Annotated in this window: 23 protein-coding genes and 1 other RNA gene; 16 read left to right on the top strand and 8 right to left on the bottom strand. The window is 53.7% G+C overall.

The genetic code is table 11. The annotated features are described in order from the left end of the window. The first annotated feature begins 36 nt into the window (after positions 1-36). The 6 genes from clpX to ACR8BF_RS14430 all read left to right on the top strand — a co-directional run bounded on the left by clpX (position 37) and on the right by ACR8BF_RS14430 (position 7,442). Positions 37-1,308 (top strand): ATP-dependent protease ATP-binding subunit ClpX, encoded by a 1,272-nt coding sequence (gene clpX / locus ACR8BF_RS14455; protein WP_179896739.1) that lies wholly within the window; start codon positions 37-39, stop codon positions 1,306-1,308. Between the two features lie 186 nt (positions 1,309-1,494). Next, positions 1,495-3,849, top strand: coding sequence for an endopeptidase La (gene lon / locus ACR8BF_RS14450; RefSeq protein ID WP_179896737.1), 2,355 nt, complete (start codon positions 1,495-1,497; stop codon positions 3,847-3,849). A gap of 214 nt (positions 3,850-4,063) precedes the next feature. Then, positions 4,064-4,336, top strand: a complete 273-nt coding sequence (hupB, locus tag ACR8BF_RS14445) for a nucleoid-associated protein HU-beta (RefSeq protein WP_009091701.1) — start codon at positions 4,064-4,066, stop codon at positions 4,334-4,336. Positions 4,337-4,583: 247 nt separating this feature from the next. Beyond that, complete coding sequence (gene ppiD, locus ACR8BF_RS14440) at positions 4,584-6,452, top strand: peptidylprolyl isomerase (RefSeq protein ID WP_434745169.1); 1,869 nt, start codon at positions 4,584-4,586, stop codon at positions 6,450-6,452. A 140-nt stretch (positions 6,453-6,592) separates the two neighbouring features. Next, the gene (locus ACR8BF_RS14435; RefSeq protein WP_179896733.1) at positions 6,593-6,946 is read left to right on the top strand and encodes a ComEA family DNA-binding protein; all 354 of its coding nucleotides are present in this window, start codon (positions 6,593-6,595) and stop codon (positions 6,944-6,946) included. Between the two features lie 97 nt (positions 6,947-7,043). Next, entirely contained in the window at positions 7,044-7,442 is a 399-nt protein-coding gene (locus tag ACR8BF_RS14430; RefSeq protein ID WP_434745168.1) for an acyl-CoA thioesterase, read from the top strand. A gap of 50 nt (positions 7,443-7,492) precedes the next feature. Here ACR8BF_RS14430 and queC read toward each other — a convergent pair whose 3' ends face one another. Together queC and ACR8BF_RS14420 are read right to left on the bottom strand one after the other, a co-directional pair. Beyond that, positions 7,493-8,188 (bottom strand): 7-cyano-7-deazaguanine synthase QueC, encoded by a 696-nt coding sequence (gene queC, locus ACR8BF_RS14425; protein WP_434745167.1) that lies wholly within the window; start codon positions 8,186-8,188, stop codon positions 7,493-7,495. A 62-nt stretch (positions 8,189-8,250) separates the two neighbouring features. Continuing rightward, positions 8,251-9,948: an SgrR family transcriptional regulator gene (locus tag ACR8BF_RS14420; protein ID WP_434745166.1), complete on the bottom strand. Its 1,698-nt coding sequence runs from the start codon at positions 9,946-9,948 to the stop codon at positions 8,251-8,253. 92 nt (positions 9,949-10,040) lie between these two features. Between ACR8BF_RS14420 and cof the strand changes: the two genes are divergently transcribed. Continuing rightward, the gene (cof, locus tag ACR8BF_RS14415) at positions 10,041-10,862 is read left to right on the top strand and encodes an HMP-PP phosphatase (RefSeq protein WP_434745165.1); all 822 of its coding nucleotides are present in this window, start codon (positions 10,041-10,043) and stop codon (positions 10,860-10,862) included. 34 nt (positions 10,863-10,896) lie between these two features. Here cof and ACR8BF_RS14410 read toward each other — a convergent pair whose 3' ends face one another. Further along, positions 10,897-11,931 carry a PLP-dependent cysteine synthase family protein gene (locus ACR8BF_RS14410; protein ID WP_179896723.1) on the bottom strand — a complete coding sequence of 345 codons (1,035 nt, stop codon included), beginning with the start codon at positions 11,929-11,931 and terminating at the stop codon, positions 10,897-10,899. A gap of 115 nt (positions 11,932-12,046) precedes the next feature. Between ACR8BF_RS14410 and ACR8BF_RS14405 the strand changes: the two genes are divergently transcribed. The 5 genes from ACR8BF_RS14405 (at position 12,047) to amtB (ending at position 17,978) form a co-directional block, all read left to right on the top strand. After that, positions 12,047-12,508, top strand: coding sequence for an Lrp/AsnC family transcriptional regulator (locus ACR8BF_RS14405; RefSeq protein WP_090963233.1), 462 nt, complete (start codon positions 12,047-12,049; stop codon positions 12,506-12,508). Positions 12,509-12,532: 24 nt separating this feature from the next. Beyond that, on the top strand, positions 12,533-14,302 hold the full coding sequence (locus ACR8BF_RS14400; protein ID WP_314985097.1) for a SmdA family multidrug ABC transporter permease/ATP-binding protein: 1,770 nt from the start codon (positions 12,533-12,535) through the stop codon (positions 14,300-14,302). Next, positions 14,295-16,061 carry a SmdB family multidrug efflux ABC transporter permease/ATP-binding protein gene (locus tag ACR8BF_RS14395; RefSeq protein ID WP_434745164.1) on the top strand — a complete coding sequence of 589 codons (1,767 nt, stop codon included), beginning with the start codon at positions 14,295-14,297 and terminating at the stop codon, positions 16,059-16,061. Before ACR8BF_RS14400 ends, ACR8BF_RS14395 begins: the two co-directional genes overlap by 8 nt. Before the next feature lie 257 nt (positions 16,062-16,318). Further along, positions 16,319-16,657 carry a P-II family nitrogen regulator gene (gene glnK, locus ACR8BF_RS14390; RefSeq protein ID WP_003850469.1) on the top strand — a complete coding sequence of 113 codons (339 nt, stop codon included), beginning with the start codon at positions 16,319-16,321 and terminating at the stop codon, positions 16,655-16,657. A 34-nt stretch (positions 16,658-16,691) separates the two neighbouring features. Next, entirely contained in the window at positions 16,692-17,978 is a 1,287-nt protein-coding gene (amtB, locus tag ACR8BF_RS14385) for an ammonium transporter AmtB (protein WP_179896717.1), read from the top strand. 47 nt (positions 17,979-18,025) lie between these two features. Here amtB and tesB read toward each other — a convergent pair whose 3' ends face one another. After that, a complete protein-coding gene (gene tesB, locus ACR8BF_RS14380; RefSeq protein ID WP_179896715.1) occupies positions 18,026-18,889 on the bottom strand; it encodes an acyl-CoA thioesterase II in 864 nt (287 codons plus the stop codon). A 190-nt stretch (positions 18,890-19,079) separates the two neighbouring features. Here tesB and ACR8BF_RS14375 point away from each other — a divergent pair, with 190 nt between their 5' ends. Beyond that, complete coding sequence (locus tag ACR8BF_RS14375) at positions 19,080-19,637, top strand: YbaY family lipoprotein (protein ID WP_179896713.1); 558 nt, start codon at positions 19,080-19,082, stop codon at positions 19,635-19,637. 4 nt (positions 19,638-19,641) lie between these two features. Here ACR8BF_RS14375 and ACR8BF_RS14370 read toward each other — a convergent pair whose 3' ends face one another. After that, positions 19,642-19,986 (bottom strand): MGMT family protein, encoded by a 345-nt coding sequence (locus tag ACR8BF_RS14370; protein ID WP_434745163.1) that lies wholly within the window; start codon positions 19,984-19,986, stop codon positions 19,642-19,644. Between the two features lie 175 nt (positions 19,987-20,161). Between ACR8BF_RS14370 and ffs the strand changes: the two genes are divergently transcribed. Beyond that, an RNA gene (gene ffs, locus ACR8BF_RS14365) (signal recognition particle sRNA small type) lies at positions 20,162-20,258 on the top strand. 134 nt (positions 20,259-20,392) lie between these two features. On the opposite strand, the gene ACR8BF_RS14360 is transcribed toward ffs, so the two are convergent. From ACR8BF_RS14360 to ACR8BF_RS14350, 3 genes are all read right to left on the bottom strand, one after another. Beyond that, entirely contained in the window at positions 20,393-20,608 is a 216-nt protein-coding gene (locus ACR8BF_RS14360) for an HHA domain-containing protein (RefSeq protein WP_179896709.1), read from the bottom strand. Positions 20,609-20,632: 24 nt separating this feature from the next. Next, a complete protein-coding gene (gene tomB, locus ACR8BF_RS14355; protein ID WP_003850455.1) occupies positions 20,633-21,010 on the bottom strand; it encodes an Hha toxicity modulator TomB in 378 nt (125 codons plus the stop codon). 147 nt (positions 21,011-21,157) lie between these two features. Then, positions 21,158-21,511 carry a hypothetical protein gene (locus tag ACR8BF_RS14350; protein ID WP_314985093.1) on the bottom strand — a complete coding sequence of 118 codons (354 nt, stop codon included), beginning with the start codon at positions 21,509-21,511 and terminating at the stop codon, positions 21,158-21,160. A gap of 340 nt (positions 21,512-21,851) precedes the next feature. Here ACR8BF_RS14350 and ACR8BF_RS14345 point away from each other — a divergent pair, with 340 nt between their 5' ends. Then, a complete protein-coding gene (locus ACR8BF_RS14345; RefSeq protein WP_179896706.1) occupies positions 21,852-22,520 on the top strand; it encodes a metal ABC transporter ATP-binding protein in 669 nt (222 codons plus the stop codon). Next, complete coding sequence (locus tag ACR8BF_RS14340; protein ID WP_179896704.1) at positions 22,517-23,356, top strand: metal ABC transporter permease; 840 nt, start codon at positions 22,517-22,519, stop codon at positions 23,354-23,356. The genes ACR8BF_RS14345 and ACR8BF_RS14340 overlap by 4 nt, the downstream gene beginning before the upstream one ends. Positions 23,357-23,367: the final 11 nt, after the last annotated feature.

Here is a 23,367-nt window from a genome sequence, read left to right as displayed (position 1 = left end):
CGCATGTATGGCCTGAGAACTAGAAGAGGTTAACTGATGACAGATAAGCGCAAAGACGGTTCAGGAAAGTTGCTGTACTGCTCTTTTTGCGGCAAAAGCCAGCATGAAGTGCGAAAGCTGATTGCCGGGCCGTCAGTGTATATCTGCGATGAGTGTGTTGACCTGTGCAACGACATCATTCGCGAAGAGATTAAAGAAGTTGCCCCGCATCGTGAACGCAGTGCGTTGCCAACCCCACATGAGATTCGCCATCACCTCGATGATTATGTCATCGGTCAGGAAAGGGCGAAGAAAGTGCTGGCGGTTGCGGTCTACAACCACTACAAGCGTCTGCGCAACGGCGATACCAGCAATGGTATCGAACTGGGCAAAAGTAACATTCTGCTGATTGGCCCGACCGGTAGCGGTAAAACGCTGCTGGCAGAAACACTTGCACGCCTGCTGGATGTGCCATTCACCATGGCTGACGCCACCACGCTGACTGAAGCGGGTTATGTGGGTGAAGATGTTGAAAACATCATTCAGAAACTGCTGCAGAAGTGTGACTACGATGTACAGAAAGCACAGCGCGGCATCGTCTATATCGATGAAATTGACAAAATCTCTCGTAAGTCTGATAACCCGTCGATTACCCGCGACGTATCTGGTGAAGGCGTACAGCAGGCTCTGCTTAAACTGATCGAAGGCACCGTTGCTGCCGTTCCACCGCAGGGTGGCCGTAAGCATCCGCAGCAGGAGTTTTTGCAGGTTGATACCTCGAAAATTCTGTTTATCTGCGGTGGCGCATTTGCCGGTCTGGACAAAGTGATCTCCCAGCGTGTGGAAACCGGATCCGGTATCGGTTTTGGCGCGACCGTCAAAGGGAAGTCGCAGAAAGCCAGCGAAGGCGAACTGCTTTCACAGTGCGAACCGGAAGATTTGATTAAGTTTGGCCTGATTCCTGAGTTCATTGGTCGTCTGCCAGTGGTAGCAACCCTGAGCGAGTTAAGTGAAGAAGCGCTGATTCAGATTCTGCGTGAGCCGAAAAACGCCCTGACAAAACAGTACCAGGCGCTGTTTAACCTGGAAGGCGTTGAGCTGGAGTTCCGTGACGAAGCGTTAACCGCCATTGCGAAGAAAGCGATGATACGCAAAACCGGTGCACGTGGTTTGCGTTCCATTGTAGAAGGCGCGTTGCTGGAAACGATGTATGACCTGCCTTCCATGGACGACGTGGAAAAAGTAGTGATTGATGAATCAGTTATTGAAGGTCAGTCTGAGCCGATGTTGATCTACGGTAAGCATGAAGCGCAGGCATCTGGCGAATAATTAAACAGATCGTCCATGTTGTATAAATAAAAAAGGGGAAAATGTTTCCCCTTTTGCTTTTCTCGCCTCTGTGACGTTGAATGTCGGACAAGCATCCCCATATACTCAGATACCTGTGGGTTTAACTGCATACCTGCCTGATGCGGTTCCCATCACCTGGCGGACATTAAACAAAGAGAGAGCTCTATGAATCCTGAGCGTTCTGAACGCATTGAAATCCCCGTGTTGCCGCTGCGCGACGTGGTGGTTTATCCGCACATGGTAATTCCGTTGTTTGTTGGCCGGGAAAAATCAATTCGGTGCCTTGAAGCCGCAATGGATCATGATAAAAAAATCATGCTGGTCGCGCAGAAAGAGGCTTCAACGGATGAACCTGGCATTAACGATCTCTTTTCAGTAGGGACCGTTGCCTCAGTATTACAAATGCTGAAACTGCCGGATGGCACCGTCAAAGTTCTGGTCGAAGGTTTACAGCGCGCCCATATTACGACGCTGGCCGATAACGGTGACCATTTTGTAGCACAGGCTGAATATCTGGTTTCGCCAGAGATTGAAGAGCGCGAGCAGGAAGTGCTGGTGCGAACGGCGATCAATCAGTTTGAAGGCTACATCAAACTCAATAAAAAGATCCCACCAGAGGTATTAACCTCACTTAACAACATTGACGATGCGGCCCGCCTTGCCGACACCGTCGCAGCACATATGCCACTGAAACTGGCAGATAAACAGTCTGTGCTGGAGATGTCCGACGTCAACGAGCGTCTGGAATATCTGATGGCGATGATGGAATCTGAAATCGATCTGCTACAGGTTGAGAAGCGTATTCGCAACCGTGTTAAGAAGCAGATGGAGAAGAGCCAGCGTGAGTACTATCTTAATGAGCAGATGAAGGCGATTCAGAAAGAGCTGGGCGAGATGGACGATGCGCCTGACGAGTACGAAGCGTTAAAACGCAAAATCGACGCGGCCAAAATGCCGCAGGAAGCGCGCGAGAAAGCAGAAGCTGAGCTGCAGAAGCTGAAAATGATGTCCCCGATGTCTGCTGAAGCTACGGTGGTTCGCGGCTACATCGACTGGATGGTGCAGGTTCCGTGGGTTGCGCGCAGTAAAGTGAAGAAGGATCTGCGTAAAGCGCAGGAGACGCTGGATACCGACCATTACGGCCTGGAGCGCGTGAAGGATCGTATTCTTGAGTATCTTGCGGTTCAGAGTCGCGTCAGCAAAATCAAAGGGCCGATTCTGTGCCTGGTCGGACCGCCGGGGGTGGGTAAAACCTCTCTGGGCCAGTCGATCGCTAAAGCGACCGGCCGTAAATATGTGCGTATGGCGCTGGGCGGCGTGCGCGATGAAGCGGAAATCCGTGGTCACCGTCGTACTTACATCGGCTCAATGCCGGGTAAACTCATTCAGAAAATGGCAAAAGTGGGCGTTAAAAACCCGCTGTTCCTGCTGGATGAAATCGACAAGATGTCCTCTGATATGCGCGGTGATCCGGCTTCAGCGCTGCTGGAAGTGCTTGATCCGGAGCAGAACATTGCGTTCAACGATCACTATCTGGAAGTCGACTATGACCTCTCTGATGTGATGTTCGTGGCAACATCGAACTCAATGAACATCCCGGCACCGCTGCTGGACCGTATGGAAGTGATTCGTCTTTCGGGTTACACCGAAGATGAGAAACTGAACATCGCTAAGCAGCATCTGCTGACCAAGCAGATTGAGCGCAACGCCCTGAAAGCCAGTGAAATTACGGTTGAAGACAGCGCGATTGTTGGCATCATTCGTTACTACACCCGTGAAGCCGGTGTGCGTAGTCTTGAGCGTGAGCTGTCGAAGTTGTGTCGTAAAGCGGTGAAATCGCTGCTTATGGACAAGACTAAGAAGCACATCACCATCAATGGCGAAAACCTCAAGGACTTCCTGGGCGTACAGCGCTTTGACTATGGCCGTGCAGACAGTGAAAACCGTGTCGGTCAGGTCACTGGCCTGGCGTGGACGGAAGTGGGTGGCGATCTGCTGACCATCGAAACCGCGTGCGTGCCGGGTAAAGGCAAGCTGACTTACACCGGTTCTCTGGGTGAAGTGATGCAGGAGTCGATTCAGGCCGCACTGACTGTCGTGCGTGCCCGTGCCGAGAAGCTGGGCATCAATGGTGACTTCTACGAAAAACGTGATATTCACGTTCACGTCCCTGAAGGCGCCACACCGAAAGATGGTCCAAGTGCCGGTATTGCCATGTGTACTGCGCTGGTTTCCTGTCTGACCGGTAACCCGGTTCGTGCGGATGTCGCCATGACCGGAGAGATCACCCTGCGTGGTCAGGTGTTGCCGATTGGCGGGCTGAAAGAGAAACTGCTGGCAGCGCACCGTGGTGGTATTAAGACTGTGCTGATTCCGGACGACAACAAGCGTGACCTGGAAGAGATTCCACAGAACGTGATTGCCGATCTGGAGATTCATCCGGTGAAACGCATTGAAGAGGTGCTGAATCTGGCACTGGAAAATGCGCCATACGGTATGCAGGTCGCAACAGCAAAATAGTGATTAACGGCAAAAACCGTTAAAAAGCGGAGCTGGCAAGGCAATTGGCGCTTGCCAGCTTTTTTTTGTGCCGCTAATTTAGGTGGCTGCCGACGCGACGTTCTCAGAGAAATTCCGTTGTTTCGGCTCCACAGGCTTGATATAACTTGCTGCGCGTTCGTACCTGGCCGGATGCAGGGTACGATGTGAAATAATAAAAGAGGGGATGAATAGAGTGAATAAGTCACAATTGATCGACAAAATTGCTGCCGATGCTGATATTTCTAAAGCTGCAGCGGGACGTGTTTTAGATGCATTTATGGGCTCAGTTTCAGATGCACTAAAAGACGGTGATGAAGTGGCTCTGGTTGGTTTCGGCACATTCTCTGTGCGTGACCGCGCTGCACGTACCGGCCGCAACCCGCAGACGGGTAAAGAGATCACCATCCCAGCCGGTAAAGTACCCGGTTTCCGTGCGGGTAAAGCATTGAAAGACGCTGTCAATTAATAACAAAGAATAGATTCATTGACGCATTTTCTTCAGTGGATTAGAGGACGATTAACCCGTTCTCATGTAACATACGGGCACATCAATCAGATGTGCCTTTTTTGTTTTAACCGGTGATAATCGGGCCGAAAGATGGACCTGGACCGGATTGAGACTGCCAGCTAAGCCAGCAGTTGCGTGAGTCGCCAGCCACTGGCGAATTGCGACCGAGCTTTACATTCACACTACAGCGGAGTGTTGCCATACCATGATGGACAATTTACGCGCGGCGTCGAACAATGTCGTGCTCAAGATTATTTTGGGACTGATTATGGTCTCCTTTGTGCTGACGGGCGTTGGCAACTATCTGATTGGCGGCAATAACGACTATGCGGCCAAAGTTAACGGTCAGGAGATTAGCCGTGGACAGCTGGAGCAGGCGTTCAACAGCGAACGCAGTCGTCAGCAGCAGATGCTGGGCGACCAGTTCTCGCAGCTGGCCAGCAACGATGGCTATATGCAGCAGATCCGCCAGCAGGCGCTGTCTCAGTTAATCGATCAGGCGCTACTCGATAGCTACATCAAAGATCTCCACCTCAGCATCAGCGACGATCAGGTTAAGCAGGCTATCTTCAATCAGCAGGCTTTCCAGACCAACGGCAAGTTCGACAACGGTAAATATCTGGCTCTGATCGGCAATATGGGTTTTAGCGCCGACCAGTATGCTGAAGCGCTGCGTAAGCAACTCTCCAATCAGCAGTTGATCAATGCCGTGGCTAACACCGACTTTACGCTGAAAGGCGAAGCGAGCCGACTGGTGGACCTGGTTTCACAGCAGCGCGATATTCGTCAGGCGACACTGGACGTCAATGCACTGGCGGCGAAGCAAGCCGTCACCGATGACGAAATCAGTCAGTATTATCAGCAGCATAAGACCAGCTTTATGGCACCGGAACAATACCGTGTCAGCTACATCCTGATGGACGCCGCCAGCATGCAGCAGGATGCCAGCGAGGCCGATATCCAGGCATGGTACGACCAGCATAAAGCGGATTACTCGCAGCCACAGCGTACGCGCTACAGCGTGATTCAGACCAAAACTGAAGCCGATGCCAATGCGGTACTGGCTCAGCTAAAAGGTGGCGCTAACTTCGCGGATGTGGCGAAAGCCAAATCAATCGACCCAATTTCTGCGCGTAAGGGCGGTGATATGGGCTGGCTGGAACCGTCAACGACCCCTGATGAGCTGAAAAATGCCGGTCTGACTGAGAAAGGCCAGATGTCCGGCGTAATTAAATCGTCAGTGGGTTTCCTGGTCGTGCGTCTTGACGATATTCAGCCAGAGCAGGTTAAACCGCTGGATGATGTTCGCAGCGCCATTGCCGCGAAAGTGAAGCAGGAGAAGGGCGTTGATGCCTTCTACAAACTGCAGCAAAAAGTCAGCGAAGCAGCCAGCAATGACAATGAGTCACTGGCGGGTGCTGAGCAGGCTTCTGGTCTGAAAGCGAAAGAGACCGGCTGGTTCAGTCAGGATACGCTGCCAGATGCGCTTAATTTCGATGCGGTGAAGCAGGCGATCTTTAACGGGGGGCTGGTGGGGCAAAACGGCGCGCCGGGCAACAACTCCGATATCATCACTGTTGATGGCGATCGTGCCTTTGTGCTGCGTATAAGCGAGCACAAACCGGAAACGGTGAAACCGCTGGATCAGGTTAAGGCGCAGATCACCGACACGCTTAAGCATGACAAAGCAACGCAACAGGCGAAAGCCCAGGCTGATAAATTGCTGGCCGACCTCAAAGCCGGTAAGCAGGATGCACTGACCGCTGCGGGCCTGACCCTGAGCGCCAGCAAAACCGTTGATCGTAATGCGCAGGACCCGGTCTCACAGGCTGCCTTTAATCTGCCTCAGCCTGCGGAAAATAAACCTTCCTGGGGTGTGAGCGAAGATATGCAGGGCAATGTAGTCCTGGTGGCGGTTGATAAGGTTAAAACCGGCAGCATGCCGCAGGCGCAGATTGACGAAATGGTCAAAGGCGTCACGCAGAACAATGCGCAACTGACGTTTGAAGCGTTACTGCAAAACCTGCGTAAAGAGGCCAAAATTAAGTACGGCGCTGCTGCGCAAATGCAGTAAGCTTCGCAGAAAATTCGCAACGACTGTAACAATCAAAGGCCGCATTCGCGGCCTTTTCCATTTCTGAGATCCCGCTTTTGAGCCTTGTGCGCAGTAATGCCACTCTGTCGCTGCTGTTTACACACAAGGAGAAACACAGCATGGCTAAACCTAAAATTATTGCCCTCTATCTTTCACTCGCGCTGGGTGGCGCACTCTGTCACAACAGCGTCTCTGCGGCACCTGAACCTTCCAGCACCGCTGTCACGCAGAACGCACACCCTGCGGCGAAGCCGGAGGCCGCAGCACAGCCACAGCAGGAGCAGGTCAGCATCAATGAAGCGACAGCCGAACAGCTGTCTGCCGTCATGAATGGGGTGGGACTTAAAAAAGCCCAGGCGATAGTGAGCTATCGCGAACAGTACGGCCCGTTTAGCGCGATTCAGCAACTCAGTGAAGTGCCGGGTATCGGCAATGCGCTGATAGAACGAAATGCTTCCCGGATGAAATTGTGAGGCACTACACATCTGTGATGCTTAACTCACGCTAACGAGGCGACTCTGCTAAAGTGAACAGGTCCAACCAGTTAACTCACAGCAGGAGAGCATGACCATGCAGACCACCATAAAAGTGCGCGGCTATCATCTGGATGTCTATCAGCACGTCAATAATGCGCGCTATCTTGAGTTTCTTGAGGAAGCGCGCTGGCAATGGCTCGAAGAGGTTGAAGCATTCCATTGGTTGCAGGAACAGAAACTGGCTTTTGTGGTGGTCAACATCAACATCAATTATCGTCGCCCGGCGGTGCTTGGCGACGTACTGACTATCGACAGTGAGATCACGCAGTTGAATGGCAAAAGTGGCATTATTGCGCAGCGCGTTTTGCTGGCTGGTCAGGATACCGTGGTGGCGGATGCCGCACTCACGTTTGTCTGTATTGATTTGCGGACCCAGAAGGCGGTTGTGCTGGAAGGTGAGTTACGCGAAAGATTGATGCGTTTGATGGCATGAGCTGATAACGAGGCGGCAAACCAGATTCTCTGCCGCCACGCCAGACAGCCTTAGCTAAGGCCGTTTTTTGCTTTCATAGCAGCCATTACGCCTGCACGATCGGTGAGATAACCCTGCAAGCCATTAGCGCGTAAATGACAGGCTGCACACTCACCACATCCGTCACCTTTCACGCCGTTATAGCAGGTCAGCGTCTGCTCGCGTATCAGCGTAAGCTGTTGCCAGTAATCCGCCAGCGCCCAGGTTTCCGCTTTGTTGAGCCACATTAGTGGCGTCTCAAAACGAACTTCGCGCGCCATACCAAGCGACACTGCATGGTTCAGCGCTCTGACAAACTCATCACGGCAATCAGGGTAGCCGGAGAAATCGGTCTCGCAGACACCGGTAATGACCGCTTCCGCTTCGACCTGATAAGCGTAAACCGAGGCCAGCGTCAGAAAGAGAATATTACGTCCTGGTACGAACGTACTGGGTAATCCACTGGCCTCAGGATTGTAAGCCGGCACCGGAATGTTATCCCGCGTCAGGCTGCTGACGGCGAGTTCGTTCAGCATGGTGACATCCAGTACTTTATGCGCGACGGCACCCAGTTTACTCGCCAGATCACGGGCGACATCGATCTCTTCCCGATGGCGTTGTCCATAGTCGAAAGTGACACAATGAACTTCATCATATTGCTGCAAAGCCTGAATCAGGCAGGTAGTGGAGTCTTGTCCACCGCTGAAAACTACAACAGCGCGTTTCATGGTGTTTTCCTGATCATTAATTTTGCGCTTATGGTAATGCCTCAGTCCTCTGCTGAACAGCTTCAGGGTGGATCAATGGGCGGCGGAATCCATGCCCGGTTGAAATCGAACCAGCCCAGCGTGTTCATTTCAATCCCCTCGACGCCAGACGGCGCGTAGATTTGGTAGCGATAATTAAACAGCGGCAGCAGGATGCCGCCCGTCATCAACTGATGATAAAGCTGATGCAGCGCGCGCGTTCGAATGTGGCTATCCGCTATCTGCTGGATCGCCAGCAGTTGCGCCTGTACTTCTTCGCCCTGCGATGTAGGCCACAATCGTCGCCATAGCGGGTCAATCTGCAACCAGTTGGCCAGCGTAAAGACCGGCGAATCGCCAATCAGTCGATCGCCCATCACGATATCCGCCTCATCAAGCTGATTGATGCAGTGCCAGCTTTTAACCGGATGAAAAACGACGTTCAGGGTGCAGCCGTGCTGTTTTAACAATGTGACCAGCGCCTGGGACATCTGATGCAGCTCAACAGGTAGCTGATAGTGCAGCGTCAGGGTCGCCGGCAGGGGGACCGGGATCGTTTCAATCAGCGGTACATCCCAGCCGGGTAACAGCTCGTTGCTGGGGGTAATCAAGCCCTCATCCAGTGGCAACCGGCTGACGATGCCACTTTGCTGGATCAGCTGGAAAAGCATGCGCGCCTGATCGGGTGTAAATCCGGCTCGCGGTCGACAGACCAGGTAACAGAAGCCCAGACTGATACTGCTGCTGACCGGTTGCAACGTCCTGAGCTCTGAAGCATCGCCTATCGCAATCTGCACCGGATGACGACAGCTGCTGCCGAGAGTGGGATCAAACAGCTGAGGGGTAATCCAGTACTCCACCGCCTGCAACAGCGGGCGCTGCAGATGCCAGCGTGCATGACTTTCAATCCTGACCAGTTCGGCGCTGAAGTGCGCCCGTTTCCACGGCCCGCTACCCGTGGCGGGTTCATCAGGGTGGTGCAGCAGGCACAACACGTGTGCGAGGCGATGGGGCAGCCAGAAGTCCGGGCGCCGCAACACAAAACGCAGCGTAAGCGGATGGGGGGCATCCACGCTAATTACATCGGCCAGCAGCGCACTGACGCGCGTATCTCGCAACAGCTGGCGGAACTGCGTCACCAGTTGCGCGGCCTGCATCGGCTCGTTGTTGTGCCACATCAACTGAGGCCGTAACCAGAATAACCAGCGACATGATTCTTCATCGTGCTGCCAGTGATGCGCCAGGTCGCCGACCGGCTCATCCTGCTCGAAACGGGTCAGACCGGAATAGATTTGGCGAACCAGATGCTGTTCAGCCCGCCCGGTAATCTGACGCGGCTCGGTGCTTTCCATTGGCCGATAGTAGGGGATGCGCATAACCGGTGTATCGTTCTGCCATTGTCCTCCCATCATAGGCCGCAACATGTTGATCAGCCTTTCCGGCGGCAGATCCAGCAGCTGTAAGGCATCCGCTGCCTCTCCGGCATCGAGCTGCCGTTGCAGCAGCTGCTGTCTTAACTGTTCAGGCGTGCGCAGGAACTGTAATCGCCCCTGTTTGCCCCGGCCCGGCTCGCCGTGCCAGCTCAGCCAGCCCGCATGCTGCCACTGAGACAGCAACGTGCGCAGATGGCGTTCGCTGCAGATGCAGTGGCGTGCCATCTCTGCCACGCAGGTCTGCTGAGGAGCCCCCTGGCTCTGCTGCCAAAGACGCTGAAACTGATTAAGGCGGTTAAGCTGGCGCATAATAAAACCGGAACAGTTTTTTTAAAGTATTCACTATTAGTTCCGTAATTAACAGGCAATAGTGGCCTTCAACTTTCAGCAGGAGGTAAATCATGGTGCGTTTAGCCGCGTTCGATATGGATGGCACATTGTTGCTGCCGGATCATCAGGTGGGTCAGCAGACGCTGGATAGTCTGCAGGCGCTGCATCTGCGAGGCGTTAATCTGGCGCTGGCAACGGGCCGCCATCTGCTGGAAATGCAGATATTACGAAAAAAAATGACGCTGTCTGCCTGGCTGATTACCGGGAATGGCACACGCGTGCACGATCAGTCAGGCAATCTCATCTTTGCGCGGGATCTGCCTTCTGCCGTCGCTGAAGAGGTTATCCACCGCCACTGGAAGACACCCGCCTCAATCCATATTTTCAACGATCAGGGATGGTTTACCGATCGACCCCAGCCTGAGCTGCTGGTGCCCCATCAGATGAGCGGATTTAGCTATCAGCTCTGCGATCTTAAAAAACTGCCTGCGCATCAGGTGACAAAAATCTGCTTCATCGATCAGCATCAGCGGCTGTGCCAGCTCAAAACAGAGCTGGATGCCGCACTGGGCGATGAGGCTAATGTCTGTTTCTCTGCCGTGGATTGTCTGGAGGTCTTGCCCGCCAGCTGTAACAAAGGCAGTGCGCTGACACTCCTGTGTGATCATCTCTCACTGACAATGGCGGATTGTATGGCATTTGGTGATGCGATGAACGATCGCGAGATGCTGGCACAGGCCGGGAAGGGCTTCATTATGGGCAATGCGATGGCGCAGCTGAAAGCCGCGCTGCCGCATCTGCCGGTGTTAGGGCATTGCGAGACACAGGCGGTGTCTCATTATTTAAATCACTGGCTGGCGACACCCGACCTCGCGTATTCCCCCGAATGCTGAGGATTGCCGTGAACCGGACAGGATGTCCGGGTTTTTATTCCAGCTCGCGCTGCCACGGTGCGATATCGCCGATATGTTTTGCCACCCATTCAGGCTGATAGTAGCTATCAGGATAGCGTTCGCCGCTATCGCACAACAGGGTCACCAGCGATCCCTGCTGATTCGCTGCCCGTAATCGTTTTGCCACCTGCAACATGCCCCAGAAATTGGTGCCGGTAGAGGCGCCAGGCTTACGTCCCAGAATCTTTTCCAGCTTCAGCATAGCGGCCAGCGTCGCACCATCCGGCACTTTGATCATTTCGTCGATCACGTCGGGCATAAAAGACGGTTCTACTCGTGGACGGCCAATCCCCTCGATCATGCTGCCGCGCGTGCTGGTCAGTGTGGCATCACGGTGTTGCCAGTAGTCGTAGAACACCGAATGCTGCGGATCGACTACCAGGAGTTTCGTTTCCAGTCCCTGATAACGGAGATAACGGCCCAGCGTGGCTGAGGTGCCGCCTGTGCCTGCACTCATGATGACCGTATGGGGAATCGGATAGGGTTCATGCTGCATCTGGCGGAAAATGCTCTCAGCGATATTGTTATTGCCGCGCCAGTCGGTAGCGCGTTCAGCGTAGGTGAACTGATCCATAAAATGGCCATTCAGCTCATGTGCCAGACGTTCAGATTCCGCGTAGAGCTGGCAGGGATCCTGGACAAAATGGCACTGTCCGCCATAAAACGTGATCTGCTCAATTTTACGCTTCGCCGTGCTGGCGGGCATCACGGCAATAAACGGCAGGCCCAGCAGTCTTGCGAAGTACGCCTCAGATACAGCAGTACTGCCTGACGACGCTTCGATAATCGGCGTATTCTCTTTAATCCAGCCGTTGGAGAGGCCATAGAGGAACAGCGATCGTGCCAGCCGATGTTTAAGACTGCCACTGGGATGGGTGCTCTCATCTTTCAGATAGAACCAGATGCCGGGAAAGTCCGCCAGATCGAAACGGATCAAATGAGTCTCAGCCGATCGTTGGAAATCAGCATTAATTTCGTTGATAGCGTGGCGAATCCAGCAGGTCTGCATCTCAGGCGTCCGGTAAGAGTGATGCGGCTATTTTATGGCACGTGCAGGAAAAAGAGATTGCAAAATTACCGCTAAAATCGCGCTAATGGAGAAAATGATTCTCTCGGAGCCCTGAATGTTAGATAAAACTGACCTTAAACTGCTCTCACTGTTGCAGCAGGACTGCACGCTGTCGCTGCAGGCGCTGGCGGATGCCGTCAACCTTACCACCACACCCTGCTGGAAGCGCCTGAAAAAGCTGGAAGATGATGGCATTATTCGCGCCCGGGTGGCGCTGCTGGATGGGGATAAAATCGGACTGTCACTGACGGCGTTTATGTTTGTGAAAACACAGCAGCACAGCCGCGACTGGTATCAGGCTTTTGTCTCGGTGGTGAGTAGCATGCCGGAGGTCATGGCCTTTTACCGAATGGCAGGCGAGTATGATTACCTGCTGCGCATTCAGGTGGCCGATATGAAAAGTTATGATGCGTTCTACAAGCGATTAGTGAATGGGATGCCCGGCCTTATTGATGTGACATCCAGCTTTGCCATGGAAGAGATTAAATACACCACGGCTTTACCTGTCGCCCCGTGAGGGCCTGAGATTGAGAACAGCGTTGTGAGATTATTCAGCCAGTTAAGTTGGTATTTTCTGCGGGAGTGGCGACGCTATCTGGGCGCAGTCATCCTGCTGATTGTGATTGCTATTCTGCAGTTGCTGCCGCCGCATGTGGTCGGGGTCATTGTTGATGGCGTGACGCGTGACAACATGAGTACCAGCCGCATTATGATGTGGATTGGGATCATGCTGGCCACCGCAGTGGTGGTCTATCTGCTGCGCTACGTCTGGCGCGTATTGCTGTTTGGAGCCTCCTACCAACTGGCAGTTGAGCTGCGCGAAGATTTTTACCGCCAGCTGAGTCGTCAGCAACCGGCTTTTTATCTGCGTCATCGTACCGGCGACCTGATCGCGCGCGCCACTAACGACGTAGATCGGGTGGTGTTTGCCGCCGGGGAAGGGGTACTGACGCTGGTCGACTCGCTGGTCATGGGCTGTGTGGTGCTGCTGGTGATGAGTACGCAGATCAGCTGGCAGCTGACGTTGCTGGCCCTGGTACCAATGCCGATTATGGCCATCGTAATCCATCGTTATGGCAATCAGCTGCATCATCGTTTCAAGCTGGCACAGGCGGCCTTCTCCAGCCTCAACGATCAGACGCAGGAAAGCCTGACCAGTATCCGGATGATCAAATCCTTTGGCCTTGAACAGCATCAGTCGCAGCAGTTTTCCGACATCGCCCGCGATACTGGCGAGAAAAACCTGCGCGTGGCGCGGGTGGATGCCCGCTTCGATCCCACTATCTACATCGCTATCGGCTTCTCAAACCTGCTGGCGATTGGCGGCGGCAGCTGGCTGGTGTGGCATGACCAGATGACGCTGGGGCAGCTCACCAGCTTTGTGATGTATCTCGGCCTGATGATTTGGCCGATGCTGGCGCTGGCGTGGATGTTTAATATTGTCGAACGTGGCAGCGCCGCCTGGAGTCGTATCGGCGCACTGCTGGCGGAAGCACCCGCGGTGGAAGATGGTGAGAAGTCATTGCCACCGGATCCTGGCACGCTGCAGGTCGCGATACGCGCCTTTCACTATCCGGCCAGCGCGGCTCCGGTGTTAAGCGATGTCAGCTTCCAGCTCAAACCCGGCGAGATGCTGGGTCTGTGCGGGCCAACCGGCAGTGGTAAAAGCACACTGCTCAGTCTGATTCAGCGCCACTTCGATATTCAGCAGGGCGACATCCGCTATCATCAAATCCCGCTGCCGCAACTGCGGCTCGACAGCTGGCGCAGCCGTCTGGCCGTGGTCAGCCAGACGCCATTCCTGTTCTCAGACAGTGTGGCGAACAATATTGCGCTGGGGAAACCGGGTGCAACCCAGCAGGAGATTGAACATGCGGCCACGCTGGCCTGCGTTCATGAGGATATCCTGCGTCTGCCCCAGGGCTATGAAACGGAAGTCGGGGAGCGCGGTGTGATGCTCTCCGGTGGACAAAAGCAGCGTCTTTCAATTGCCCGGGCACTGCTGCTGAATGCTGAAATCCTGATTCTGGATGACGCGCTGTCTGCAGTGGATGGACGTACCGAACACGAGATCCTGCATAACCTGCGCATCTGGGGGCAGGGACGCACGCTGATTATCAGCGCACATCGCCTGTCGGCGCTGACAGAAGCCAGTGAAATTCTGGTGCTGCAGCAGGGCAGCGTGGCTCAGCGCGGAGACCATGACACGCTGGCCGACACGGCTGGCTGGTATCGTGACATGTACCGTTACCAGCAACTGGAAGCGGCGCTGGATGATGATGAAAATGAGAAAGGAGTGCCGCATGGCTAAGTCTGCACGCTTGTGGCCAACCCTGAAGCGCCTGCTGAGTTACGGCAAACCCTGGCGTAAATCCCTGTCGCTGGCGGTAGGGATGCTGTGGATTGCTGCCGCAGCGGAAGTGACTGGCCCGGTGCTGGTCAGCTACTTTATTGATAACCTGGTGGCGAAACATCAAATGCCCTGGGGACTGGTCGCCGGACTGGTAGTGAGTTTTATCCTGCTTCAGTTACTGGCCGCCGGGCTGCACTACTGGCAGGCGCTGTTGTTTAACCGCGCGGCTATCGGTGTGGTCCAGCGGTTGCGCAGCGACGTGATGAATGCGGCACTCTGCCAGCCGCTGAGCGCTTTTGATACTCAGCCGGTCGGGCAGCTTATTTCGCGCGTCACGAACGACACCGAGGTGATCCGCGATCTTTATGTCACGGTGGTCTCTACCGTACTGCGCAGCGCCGCACTGGTCGGTGCCATGATGGTGGCGATGTTCAGCCTTGACTGGCGCATGGCGCTGGTGGCGATGATGATCTTCCCGCTGGTTCTGATTGTGATGTTCATCTATCAGCGCTTCAGCACGCCGATTGCCCGCCGGGTTCGCAGTTATCTGGCGGACATCAACAACGGTTTTAACGAAGTGATCAGCGGCATGAGCGTGATTCAGCAGTTTCGTCAGCAGGCGCGATTTGGTGAGCGGATGGGCGAAGCAAGCCGCTCTCACTATCTGGCGCGCATGGAAACGCTGCGTCTGGATGGCTTTTTATTGCGTCCGCTGTTGAGTCTGTTTTCAGCGATGGTGCTGTGCGGGCTGCTGATCCTGTTCAGTTTCTCGGTGCCGGGCGTGTTTGAGGTGGGGGTGCTGTATGCCTTTATTACTTATCTGGGACGTCTGAACGAGCCGCTGATTGAGCTGACCACACAGCAATCAATGCTGCAGCAGGCGGTAGTATCCGGCGAGCGCATCTTCGAGCTGATGGATGCCGCGCAGCAGCAATATGGTACTGATCAGCAGCCATTGACGTCAGGTCGTATCGCCCTGAACAACCTGAGTTTTGCCTATCGTGAAAATCGCGATGTACTGAGTGATATCAATCTTGAGGTCGCTCCGCGTGAGTTCGTGGCGCTGGTAGGTCATACCGGCAGCGGCAAAAGTACCCTGGCTAACCTGCTAATGGGCTATTACCCGGTGACGCGCGGTGAAATCCGTATTGATGACCGACCGATTAGCGAGCTGAGCCATGCCGTGCTGCGCCGCGGTATTGCGATGGTGCAGCAGGATCCTGTGGTGCTGGCCGATACGTTACTGGCGAATGTGCGGCTGGGCCGAGATATCAGCGAAGAGGCCGTCTGGACGGTGCTGGAGCAGGTGCAGCTGGCACATGCCTTGCCGGAGGGAATTCATACCCGGCTGGGCGAGCAGGGTAACAATCTGTCGGTCGGACAAAAGCAACTGCTGGCGCTGGCCCGCGTGCTGGTGGATTTGCCGCAGATACTGATCCTCGATGAGGCAACGGCCAATATCGACTCCGGCACCGAGCAGGCAATCCAGCAGACGCTTGAGAGGCTGCGCCAGCACAGCACGCTGGTGGTGATTGCTCACCGCCTCTCAACAATTATTGATGCGGACAAGATTCTGGTGCTGCATCGTGGCCGCGTTGTCGAGCAGGGTACCCATCAGCAATTGCTGGCGCTGCAGGGACGTTACTGGCAGATGTATCAGCTGCAGCAGGCAGGTGAAGATCTGGCGTCGGGCGTGCCGGTAACATCTGAAAGCTGAGTTGCACCTTTATTGCGCAGCTTTATCAGAATAATCTGTATAAATGCACTCCTTTGACGCCTGAAGCACCAAAGGAGTGCAGTGTTATGTTGTCATGCCCGCCATCAGGCCTCTCTCTTTCCCTTCCTCATCAAAATATCCCTTGCCCCGTCTCGCCTGAATAACTGATTTACGTCAGTTTTGCACTCTGGCACAGGCTTTGCTTATATCCCTGCGTGTCCGTAAACGTTACCTATTTACTCGCTGGAGGGGATTCAATGAAGCTGGTTACCGTCGTAATTAAGCCATTTAAGCTGGAGGATGTACGTGAAGCTTTATCCTCTATCGGCATTCAGGGACTGACCGTCTCCGAAGTGAAGGGTTTTGGCCGTCAAAAGGGCCATGCAGAGCTTTATCGTGGCGCAGAGTACAGCGTGAACTTCCTGCCGAAGGTCAAAATTGATATCGCGATTGCCGACGATCAGTTAGACGAAGTAGTCGATGTCATCAGTAAAGCGGCTTACACCGGCAAAATTGGCGACGGTAAAATTTTCGTGGCTGAACTGCAGCGCGTCATCCGCATTCGTACCGGCGAGACCGACGAAGCCGCTCTGTAATTAAGACTCAGTACTGTGATGGGATGGAATAAAAATGAATAAAATGTTAGCTAAGTTGGGCCTCACCAGCCTGGCACTGTTACCCTCACTCGCCATGGCTGCGCCTGCCGTTGCGGACAAGGCTGATAACGCATTTATGATGATTTGCACCGCGCTGGTGCTGTTTATGTCAATTCCAGGTATTGCGCTCTTTTACGGCGGTCTGATTCGCGGCAAAAACGTTCTTTCGATGCTGACGCAGGTCGCTGTGACCTTCTCGCTGGTCTGCGTGTTGTGGGTAGTCTATGGCTACTCCCTGGCATTCAGTGAAGGCAACGCTTTCTTTGGCGGCTTTGGCTGGGCCATGCTGAAAAACATTCAGCTGACCGCCGTCATGGGCAGCTTCTATCAGTATATTCATGTGGCATTCCAGGCCTCGTTTGCCTGTATCACTGTGGGTCTGATTGTTGGTTCCATCGCAGAACGTATCCGCTTCTCTGCAGTACTGATTTTTGTCGGTGTCTGGCTTACGCTCTCTTATTTGCCTATCGCGCACATGGTGTGGGCAGGCGGTTTCCTGGCTCAGGATGGCGCGCTGGACTTTGCTGGCGGTACCGTGGTGCATATCAACGCTGCTGTCGCGGGTCTGGTGGGCGCTTATCTGGTTGGCAAACGTGCTGGCTTTGGTAAAGAAGCCTTCAAACCACACAACCTGCCGATGGTCTTCACCGGCACCGCCATTCTCTATGTCGGCTGGTTCGGTTTCAACGCCGGCTCTGCGTCTGCAGCAAACGAAATCGCAGCACTGGCCTTCCTGAACACTGTCGTCGCAACAGCGGGAGCCGTACTTGCATGGACCTTTGGCGAGTGGGCGGTACGCGGTAAGCCTTCTCTTCTGGGTGCCTGTTCAGGCTTTATTGCCGGTCTGGTCGCGATTACCCCTGCCTGTGGTTATGTCGGCGTTGGCGGTGCATTAATCATCGGCCTGGTCGGCGGACTGGCGGGACTGTGGGGTGTTACCACGCTGAAAAAATGGCTGCGCGTGGATGATCCCTGTGATGTGTTCGGCGTGCACGGCGTCTGCGGCATTGTGGGCTGTATCCTGACCGGCGTTTTTGCTTCCTCTTCACTGGGCGGCGTCGGCTATGCACAGGGCGTCACCATGGGCCATCAGATCTGGGTTCAGCTTTTCAGCGTGGGTCTGACTATTGTCTGGTCAGGCGTTGTTGCCTTCATCGGCTTCAAGCTGGCCGATTTGATTGTCGGTCTGCGCGTACCGGAAGAGCATGAACGTGAAGGTCTGGATGTAAACAGCCACGGCGAGAATGCTTACAACCAGTAATGGATAGGCACTGAAAAAAAAGGGGGGCGAGAAATCGCCCCCTTTTTTTATTCGCTGCGCTGGCGCATTACCCCTTCCTGAACCGTTGAGGCCACCAGTACACCCTGCTGATTGTAAAACTCACCCCGGACAAAACCCCGGGCACCCGAAGCGGAAGTACTGACCACGCTGTAGAGCAACCATTCAGTGAAGTCGAAAGGGCGGTGGAACCACATGGAGTGATCGATTGTGGCGACCTGCATGTCCGGCTCTAAAAAGCCTTTACCGTGGGGCTGCAGCGCGACGGGCAGGAAGTTGAGATCCGAAGCATAGCCGAGCAGATACTGATGGATACGCAAGTCGGCAGGAAGTGGGCCGTTAGCTCGTATCCACACCTGGCGTTCAGGCTTATCCACATGGCCGCGCAAAGGGTTGTGAATTTGCACCGGGCGGATCTCCAGCGGACGTTCAGCAATGAATTTCTCGCGTAACTTATCTGGCAGCATATGCGCCATTTTTTGCGCCATCGCCTGTTCAGTTAGCAGATTCTCGGGTCCCGCCACCTGCGGCATTGGATTCTGATGTTCAAATCCGCTTTCCGGTGACTGGAAAGAGGCGGTCATATAAAAAATAGGCTGCCCGTTCTGAATGGCACTGACCCTGCGAGCGCTAAAACTTTTGCCATCGCGCAGCGTTTCAACATCGTAAATAATCGCTTTCTGGCTATCGCCTGGCCGCAAAAAATAGCTGTGAAAAGAGTGGATAACGCGATCTTCCGGGACGGTTTGTTTAGCAGCATACAGCGCCTGACCCACCACCTGACCACCAAACACCTGGCGCAGACCCAGATCTTCACTCTGGCCGCGATATAAACCCTCTTCCAGTTTTTCCAGATTCAATAAATTCAGCAGATTTTGCAGTGCCTGACTCATGGCGCATTCCTCAATATAGTGACCTGCTCAGTGTGAAAGATCGGACCAGTTGACGTCAATCAGACTTTCCGTTTTGCCTGTGTCAGGCAAAATTTCAAATATGTGCCAAAATTAAGGACATACGGCGAGTGAAGCGCTGTAAGCAGGATTCGCTGCCGACAATCATTTTGATCAAATGGAGACGACATCAATGAAACTCAGGCATGTGTTTAGTGGAGTGGTTATTGCGGTTGCTGTTGCGGGATGCGCCGACAAGAGTAAACCCGTACCTACACCAACGCTGGGTTCTGCAGTAGCAGGACAGACGGCCGCGATTGCGCAGCCAAATGTAAGTGGTTCGATCTATATCCGCCAGCGTATTGCGCTGCCGCCGGATGCGGTATTAACCGTGACGCTCTCTGATGCCTCTGTATCCGACGCACCTTCTAAAGTGCTGTCGCAGCGCGTAGTGCGTACTGAAGGCAAACAGGCACCGTTCCAGTTCGTGCTGCCGTTTAACCCGGCCGACATTCAGCCTAATGCACGTATTCTGTTAAGTGCCGCTATCACAATTGATGGCAAACTGACCTTTGTAACCGAAGGCGTGAAACCAGTCATCAACCAGGGTGGCACCAAAGCTGAACTGCTGCTGGTTCCGGTACCGTCAGTGGCGATGCCAACCCAGCCTGGGGCAGCGACCACCGTGCCTTCGACTTCACCGACTCAGGTGACGCCGTCTGCTGCAGTTCCTGCACCAACCCATATCTGATGATTTATCGGGGTGACGTCGTCACCCCTTTTTCCTGACTGAAATCCCAGCGATAAGTTTTAAGATCGAGCTGTCCTTCATCACTCACCACTATTCCTTCCGCTTCCAGTGCATCCCGCTGCCGCAACAGACTGTCGCCCTGCTGTGAAATTTTACCGTGACGATTGACGACGCGATGCCAGGGAAGCGTCGTGCCTTCAGGTAAACGGCTCAGTACGCCGCCAACCTGCCGTGCCGCGCGCGGCGAACCGGCCAGCAGCGCCACATCGCCATAGGTGCTGATATGGCCATATGGAATAGCGGCAACAATTTGCCAGATGCGTTGCTGGAAAGTGTCAGGCTGATCCATGTGCTTATTTCATCAGGAAAAAGGGGGTTAACTTTAGCATGAGGAGAGGGCAGTGAAAGTGTTAACGCGGTGATTGTTCAAGAAAACAACGGTTGTCCCGACTACGCTTGCAATTGCCACCTCCTTCCCAGATAATGCACCCGCTCTCGTAAAGAGGGCTTGTCAATGGGGGCCCTGTTGGTTCTCCCGCAATGCTAGCTTGTGAACTCGGTCAGATCCGGAAGGAAGCAGCCGTAGCAGGTGACGCGTGTGCCGGGATGTAGCTGGCAGGGCCCCCACCACTTTACCCCCTCAACATCCCCCCCGAAAACTGCAGACAGGCAAAACCCGCCTGGGCCGCTCCTTTGCTGGCAGGCAGGAATATCCGGTACTAAACAGGGGTAATGCTAAGTTCTAATCGATCAGATTAACGGACAAATTTCCAGACGGAAACCGGGACTTTATCGTAAAGCTTGTTCATCGTCAGCTCCGCCAGACGATGGTCAGCAGCCGAGTAAAATACCGCTAACTCGTCTTCAGGTAATTCATACTTATTTTTTTCAATCACCCTTTCAAGGGTATCAAGTGAGCGGCAACGCCGCAGTCGCATCAAATAATCGGTTTTAGTCAGTGTTTTGTTCATAAATAAACCGTTCTCATGTCTGTACTATAATGAATGGCTCGGTTGCTGGAGAAAAGCGCACTCTTCAGTGAACAGATTAAATAAGCGTTTTGCTGAACGTTGCCACCGTTGAAGATCCGGACTATTGACACCATAGTTGCTGAATAACATAAAGGTATCATCAAGATATTCATCGATTTGCGAAATCAGCGCTTCATCTTCAACGTGCTTAATTTTGTAATTCATGGTGAAAGAGGCGATGTGCTCAATCAGATCGTTAAGCTGCAGATTGCTTTCAGAAGTGGGATCATTTACCCAGCCATGATGGCTGTCGGTTAACGTTGCCATGCTGTCGTCAAACAGGCTTTCACACAGGTATTTAAGCTGGGCAATATCATGCCGTTTCGGTGAGTATTCGTCCATCTTTTTCCCCTCCATAGCTAGCACAGTTGCCATAGGGCAGCGAGTCAGAATAATGCCGCCGGGAAGCGATTATTCGGGCAGTTATTAAACGGGATATCTTAAAGATAGTGTAAAACCATTAGTTCTGCTCACCTCCATTACTAAATATTACAATTCATCACCGGGTGAGGGTTGCTCATTCTCAATCACATCAAACTCAAGTGCACCGGGCTTAATGTAGAAAATTACCTGCTCAGACTGCGTGACCGTTTCATTTAAATCCTGACAAGGACTAAATAAATTCCAGTCAAAATCGTAAAGTAATTTAAAACTATTCAGATCCTGGTATTCAACCGAAACGATTTTTAAACTGCCTGGAACTAACTGCGCATTCTGAGAGTACCAGCGTAAATCACCTACCAGCAAATCTGTTATTTTGAGAATATTCCGCTGAACAACCCCGGCTATTTTTGCGCAATCCATTTCGCCTGCATCAATATCACATTCAATTCGTGACAGCATATCTCATCCGCTTATAACCGTTAATAAACCTATCATTGGTTTTCCGCAACAGGTTTGCAAGTCAGGTGAGCACAAAAACGTCAGTTTATAAAACAAGCCAGACGTATTAGCAGGCTGTTTCACGGTTGTGCGGCTGACAGTCAGTTCAGGGAGAATTTATCTTTTGATACACAATCACGCGTTTAACTAACGACAACATCCGATATATTATTGTTATGTTATAACATATTGGTGAAGTGATGCGTCAAAGTGGATTACTTATGTCATTGGGTGGGCGGCTGGCTATCGCACTGCTATTCATTGCGCTGCTTGCTGTGGCGATAAAATGGGGGATCAGCGCATGATCCGGTTTAACGCACTTCGCGCAGGCTATCAGGGACAGGTTGTTACTCCCGCCATTCATGGTCAGCTCGGAACTGGCTCGATGACAGCCCTGGTCGGCGCTAACGGTAGCGGCAAATCAACGCTGTTAAAAACTATCGCGGGCTTACTGCCACCGATAGCGGGTCGCTGCGAGCTGCAGGTTGCGCGCCGGGATATTGGCTGGATGCCGCAGCGCACTGAACTGGAGACGCGCTTTCCCCTGACGGTATTTGAACTGGTCTCAATTGGCTGCTGGCCACGCTGCGGCTGGTTCGGCGGCATCAACCGGGTACTGCATCGCGAGATCTGGCAGGCGCTGGAAGCAGTGCAGATGAGTGATTATGCGGATGCGCAGCCCGCCACCTTATCCGGTGGACAACTCCAGCGGGTATTATTCGCGCGGCTGATGTTGCAACGCAGCCAGCTCTGGCTGCTGGATGAGCCTTTTAACGGCATTGACAGCCAGACGGTAACATTACTGATGTCGATACTTGAACAGCAACAGCAGGCTGGCACAACGCTGTTGGTGGTGCTGCACGATCGTCCGCTGGTGGCGCGCTACTTCAGTAACGTCATGTCGATGGATGAAAGTGATGTCAGCTGCACCTGCCTCTCTGTTTCCCCCCTTCGGAGTCGTGCGCCGTGACCCTGATACAGCCTTTTATTGAGTTTGGTTTTATGCGGCGTGCGCTGGTCGCCTGTGTCGCGCTGGCCGTCAGTGCCACACCGCTCGGCGTATTTCTCTCGCTGCGTCGTATGAGCCTGATTGGCGATGCGTTATCACATGCAGTGTTACCCGGTGCCGCCATTGGCTATCTGATTTCGGGACTGTCACTGGTCGCAATGGGTATCGGCGGCCTGATCGCTGGTTTAGCCGTGGCGCTGCTCTCCGGCGCGGTGAGTCGATACACGCCCTTAAAAGAAGATGCCAGTTTTGCCGGGTTCTATCTTGGCTCACTGGCGCTGGGCGTCACGCTGGTCTCACTCCGCGGCTCAAGCGTGGATCTGCTGCACGTTCTGTTTGGCTCGCTGCTGGCGGTGGATAATGCTGCACTGTTGCTGGTCGGCGGCATCGCCGCCTTTACGCTGATTATGCTGGCGATCATTTATCGTCCGCTGGTCATTGATGCGTTTGACAGTGACTTCCTGCGGGCGCAGGGAAAATGGAGCGCACCGCTGGTGCATGGTCTGTTTTTAATGCTGGTGGTGCTGAATCTGGTGGCGGGCTTTCAGGTGCTGGGCACACTGATGTCAGTGGGGTTAATGATGCTGCCCGCCGCCAGCGCCCGTTTCTGGAGCCGCCATCTTGCCGCGATGCTGGTTATCGCCATTTTCATGGCAATGATTTCAGCCCTGGCTGGACTGATGCTCTCCTGGCACTTTTCATTACCGGCCGGTCCCGCTGTGGTGCTGAGCGCTGCCATGCTGTTTTTTTTCTCCATTCTTGCAGGGCCATGCGGCGGGATTTTGCGCCGCCATTAATCTTAAGGGGT

Origin of the sequence: Candidatus Pantoea rara (assembly GCF_051136265.1) — a bacterium.
Lineage (GTDB): Bacteria > Pseudomonadota > Gammaproteobacteria > Enterobacterales > Enterobacteriaceae > Pantoea > Pantoea rara.
The sequence above is the reverse complement of the archived record's forward strand: the minus strand, read 5'-3'. Positions and strand labels throughout refer to the sequence as shown.

Excerpts from the sequence above, each read along its gene's own strand:
- ppiD (WP_434745169.1), top strand. The coding sequence starts at position 4,584 with ATGATGGACAATTTACGCGCGGCGTCGAACAATGTCGTGCTCAAGATT.
- ACR8BF_RS14360 (WP_179896709.1), bottom strand. The coding sequence starts at position 20,608 with ATGAACAAAACACTGACTAAAACCGATTATTTGATGCGACTGCGGCGT.
- ACR8BF_RS14430 (WP_434745168.1), top strand. The coding sequence starts at position 7,044 with ATGCAGACCACCATAAAAGTGCGCGGCTATCATCTGGATGTCTATCAG.
- cof (WP_434745165.1), top strand. The coding sequence starts at position 10,041 with ATGGTGCGTTTAGCCGCGTTCGATATGGATGGCACATTGTTGCTGCCG.
- tomB (WP_003850455.1), bottom strand. The coding sequence starts at position 21,010 with ATGGACGAATACTCACCGAAACGGCATGATATTGCCCAGCTTAAATAC.
- lon (WP_179896737.1), top strand. The coding sequence starts at position 1,495 with ATGAATCCTGAGCGTTCTGAACGCATTGAAATCCCCGTGTTGCCGCTG.
- ACR8BF_RS14410 (WP_179896723.1), bottom strand. The coding sequence starts at position 11,931 with ATGCAGACCTGCTGGATTCGCCACGCTATCAACGAAATTAATGCTGAT.
- ACR8BF_RS14435 (WP_179896733.1), top strand. The coding sequence starts at position 6,593 with ATGGCTAAACCTAAAATTATTGCCCTCTATCTTTCACTCGCGCTGGGT.
- ACR8BF_RS14370 (WP_434745163.1), bottom strand. The coding sequence starts at position 19,986 with ATGGATCAGCCTGACACTTTCCAGCAACGCATCTGGCAAATTGTTGCC.
- clpX (WP_179896739.1), top strand. The coding sequence starts at position 37 with ATGACAGATAAGCGCAAAGACGGTTCAGGAAAGTTGCTGTACTGCTCT.
- ACR8BF_RS14420 (WP_434745166.1), bottom strand. The coding sequence starts at position 9,948 with ATGCGCCAGCTTAACCGCCTTAATCAGTTTCAGCGTCTTTGGCAGCAG.
- tesB (WP_179896715.1), bottom strand. The coding sequence starts at position 18,889 with ATGAGTCAGGCACTGCAAAATCTGCTGAATTTATTGAATCTGGAAAAA.
- ACR8BF_RS14405 (WP_090963233.1), top strand. The coding sequence starts at position 12,047 with ATGTTAGATAAAACTGACCTTAAACTGCTCTCACTGTTGCAGCAGGAC.
- glnK (WP_003850469.1), top strand. The coding sequence starts at position 16,319 with ATGAAGCTGGTTACCGTCGTAATTAAGCCATTTAAGCTGGAGGATGTA.
- ACR8BF_RS14395 (WP_434745164.1), top strand. The coding sequence starts at position 14,295 with ATGGCTAAGTCTGCACGCTTGTGGCCAACCCTGAAGCGCCTGCTGAGT.
- ACR8BF_RS14350 (WP_314985093.1), bottom strand. The coding sequence starts at position 21,511 with ATGCTGTCACGAATTGAATGTGATATTGATGCAGGCGAAATGGATTGC.
- ACR8BF_RS14375 (WP_179896713.1), top strand. The coding sequence starts at position 19,080 with ATGAAACTCAGGCATGTGTTTAGTGGAGTGGTTATTGCGGTTGCTGTT.
- amtB (WP_179896717.1), top strand. The coding sequence starts at position 16,692 with ATGAATAAAATGTTAGCTAAGTTGGGCCTCACCAGCCTGGCACTGTTA.
- queC (WP_434745167.1), bottom strand. The coding sequence starts at position 8,188 with ATGAAACGCGCTGTTGTAGTTTTCAGCGGTGGACAAGACTCCACTACC.
- ACR8BF_RS14345 (WP_179896706.1), top strand. The coding sequence starts at position 21,852 with ATGATCCGGTTTAACGCACTTCGCGCAGGCTATCAGGGACAGGTTGTT.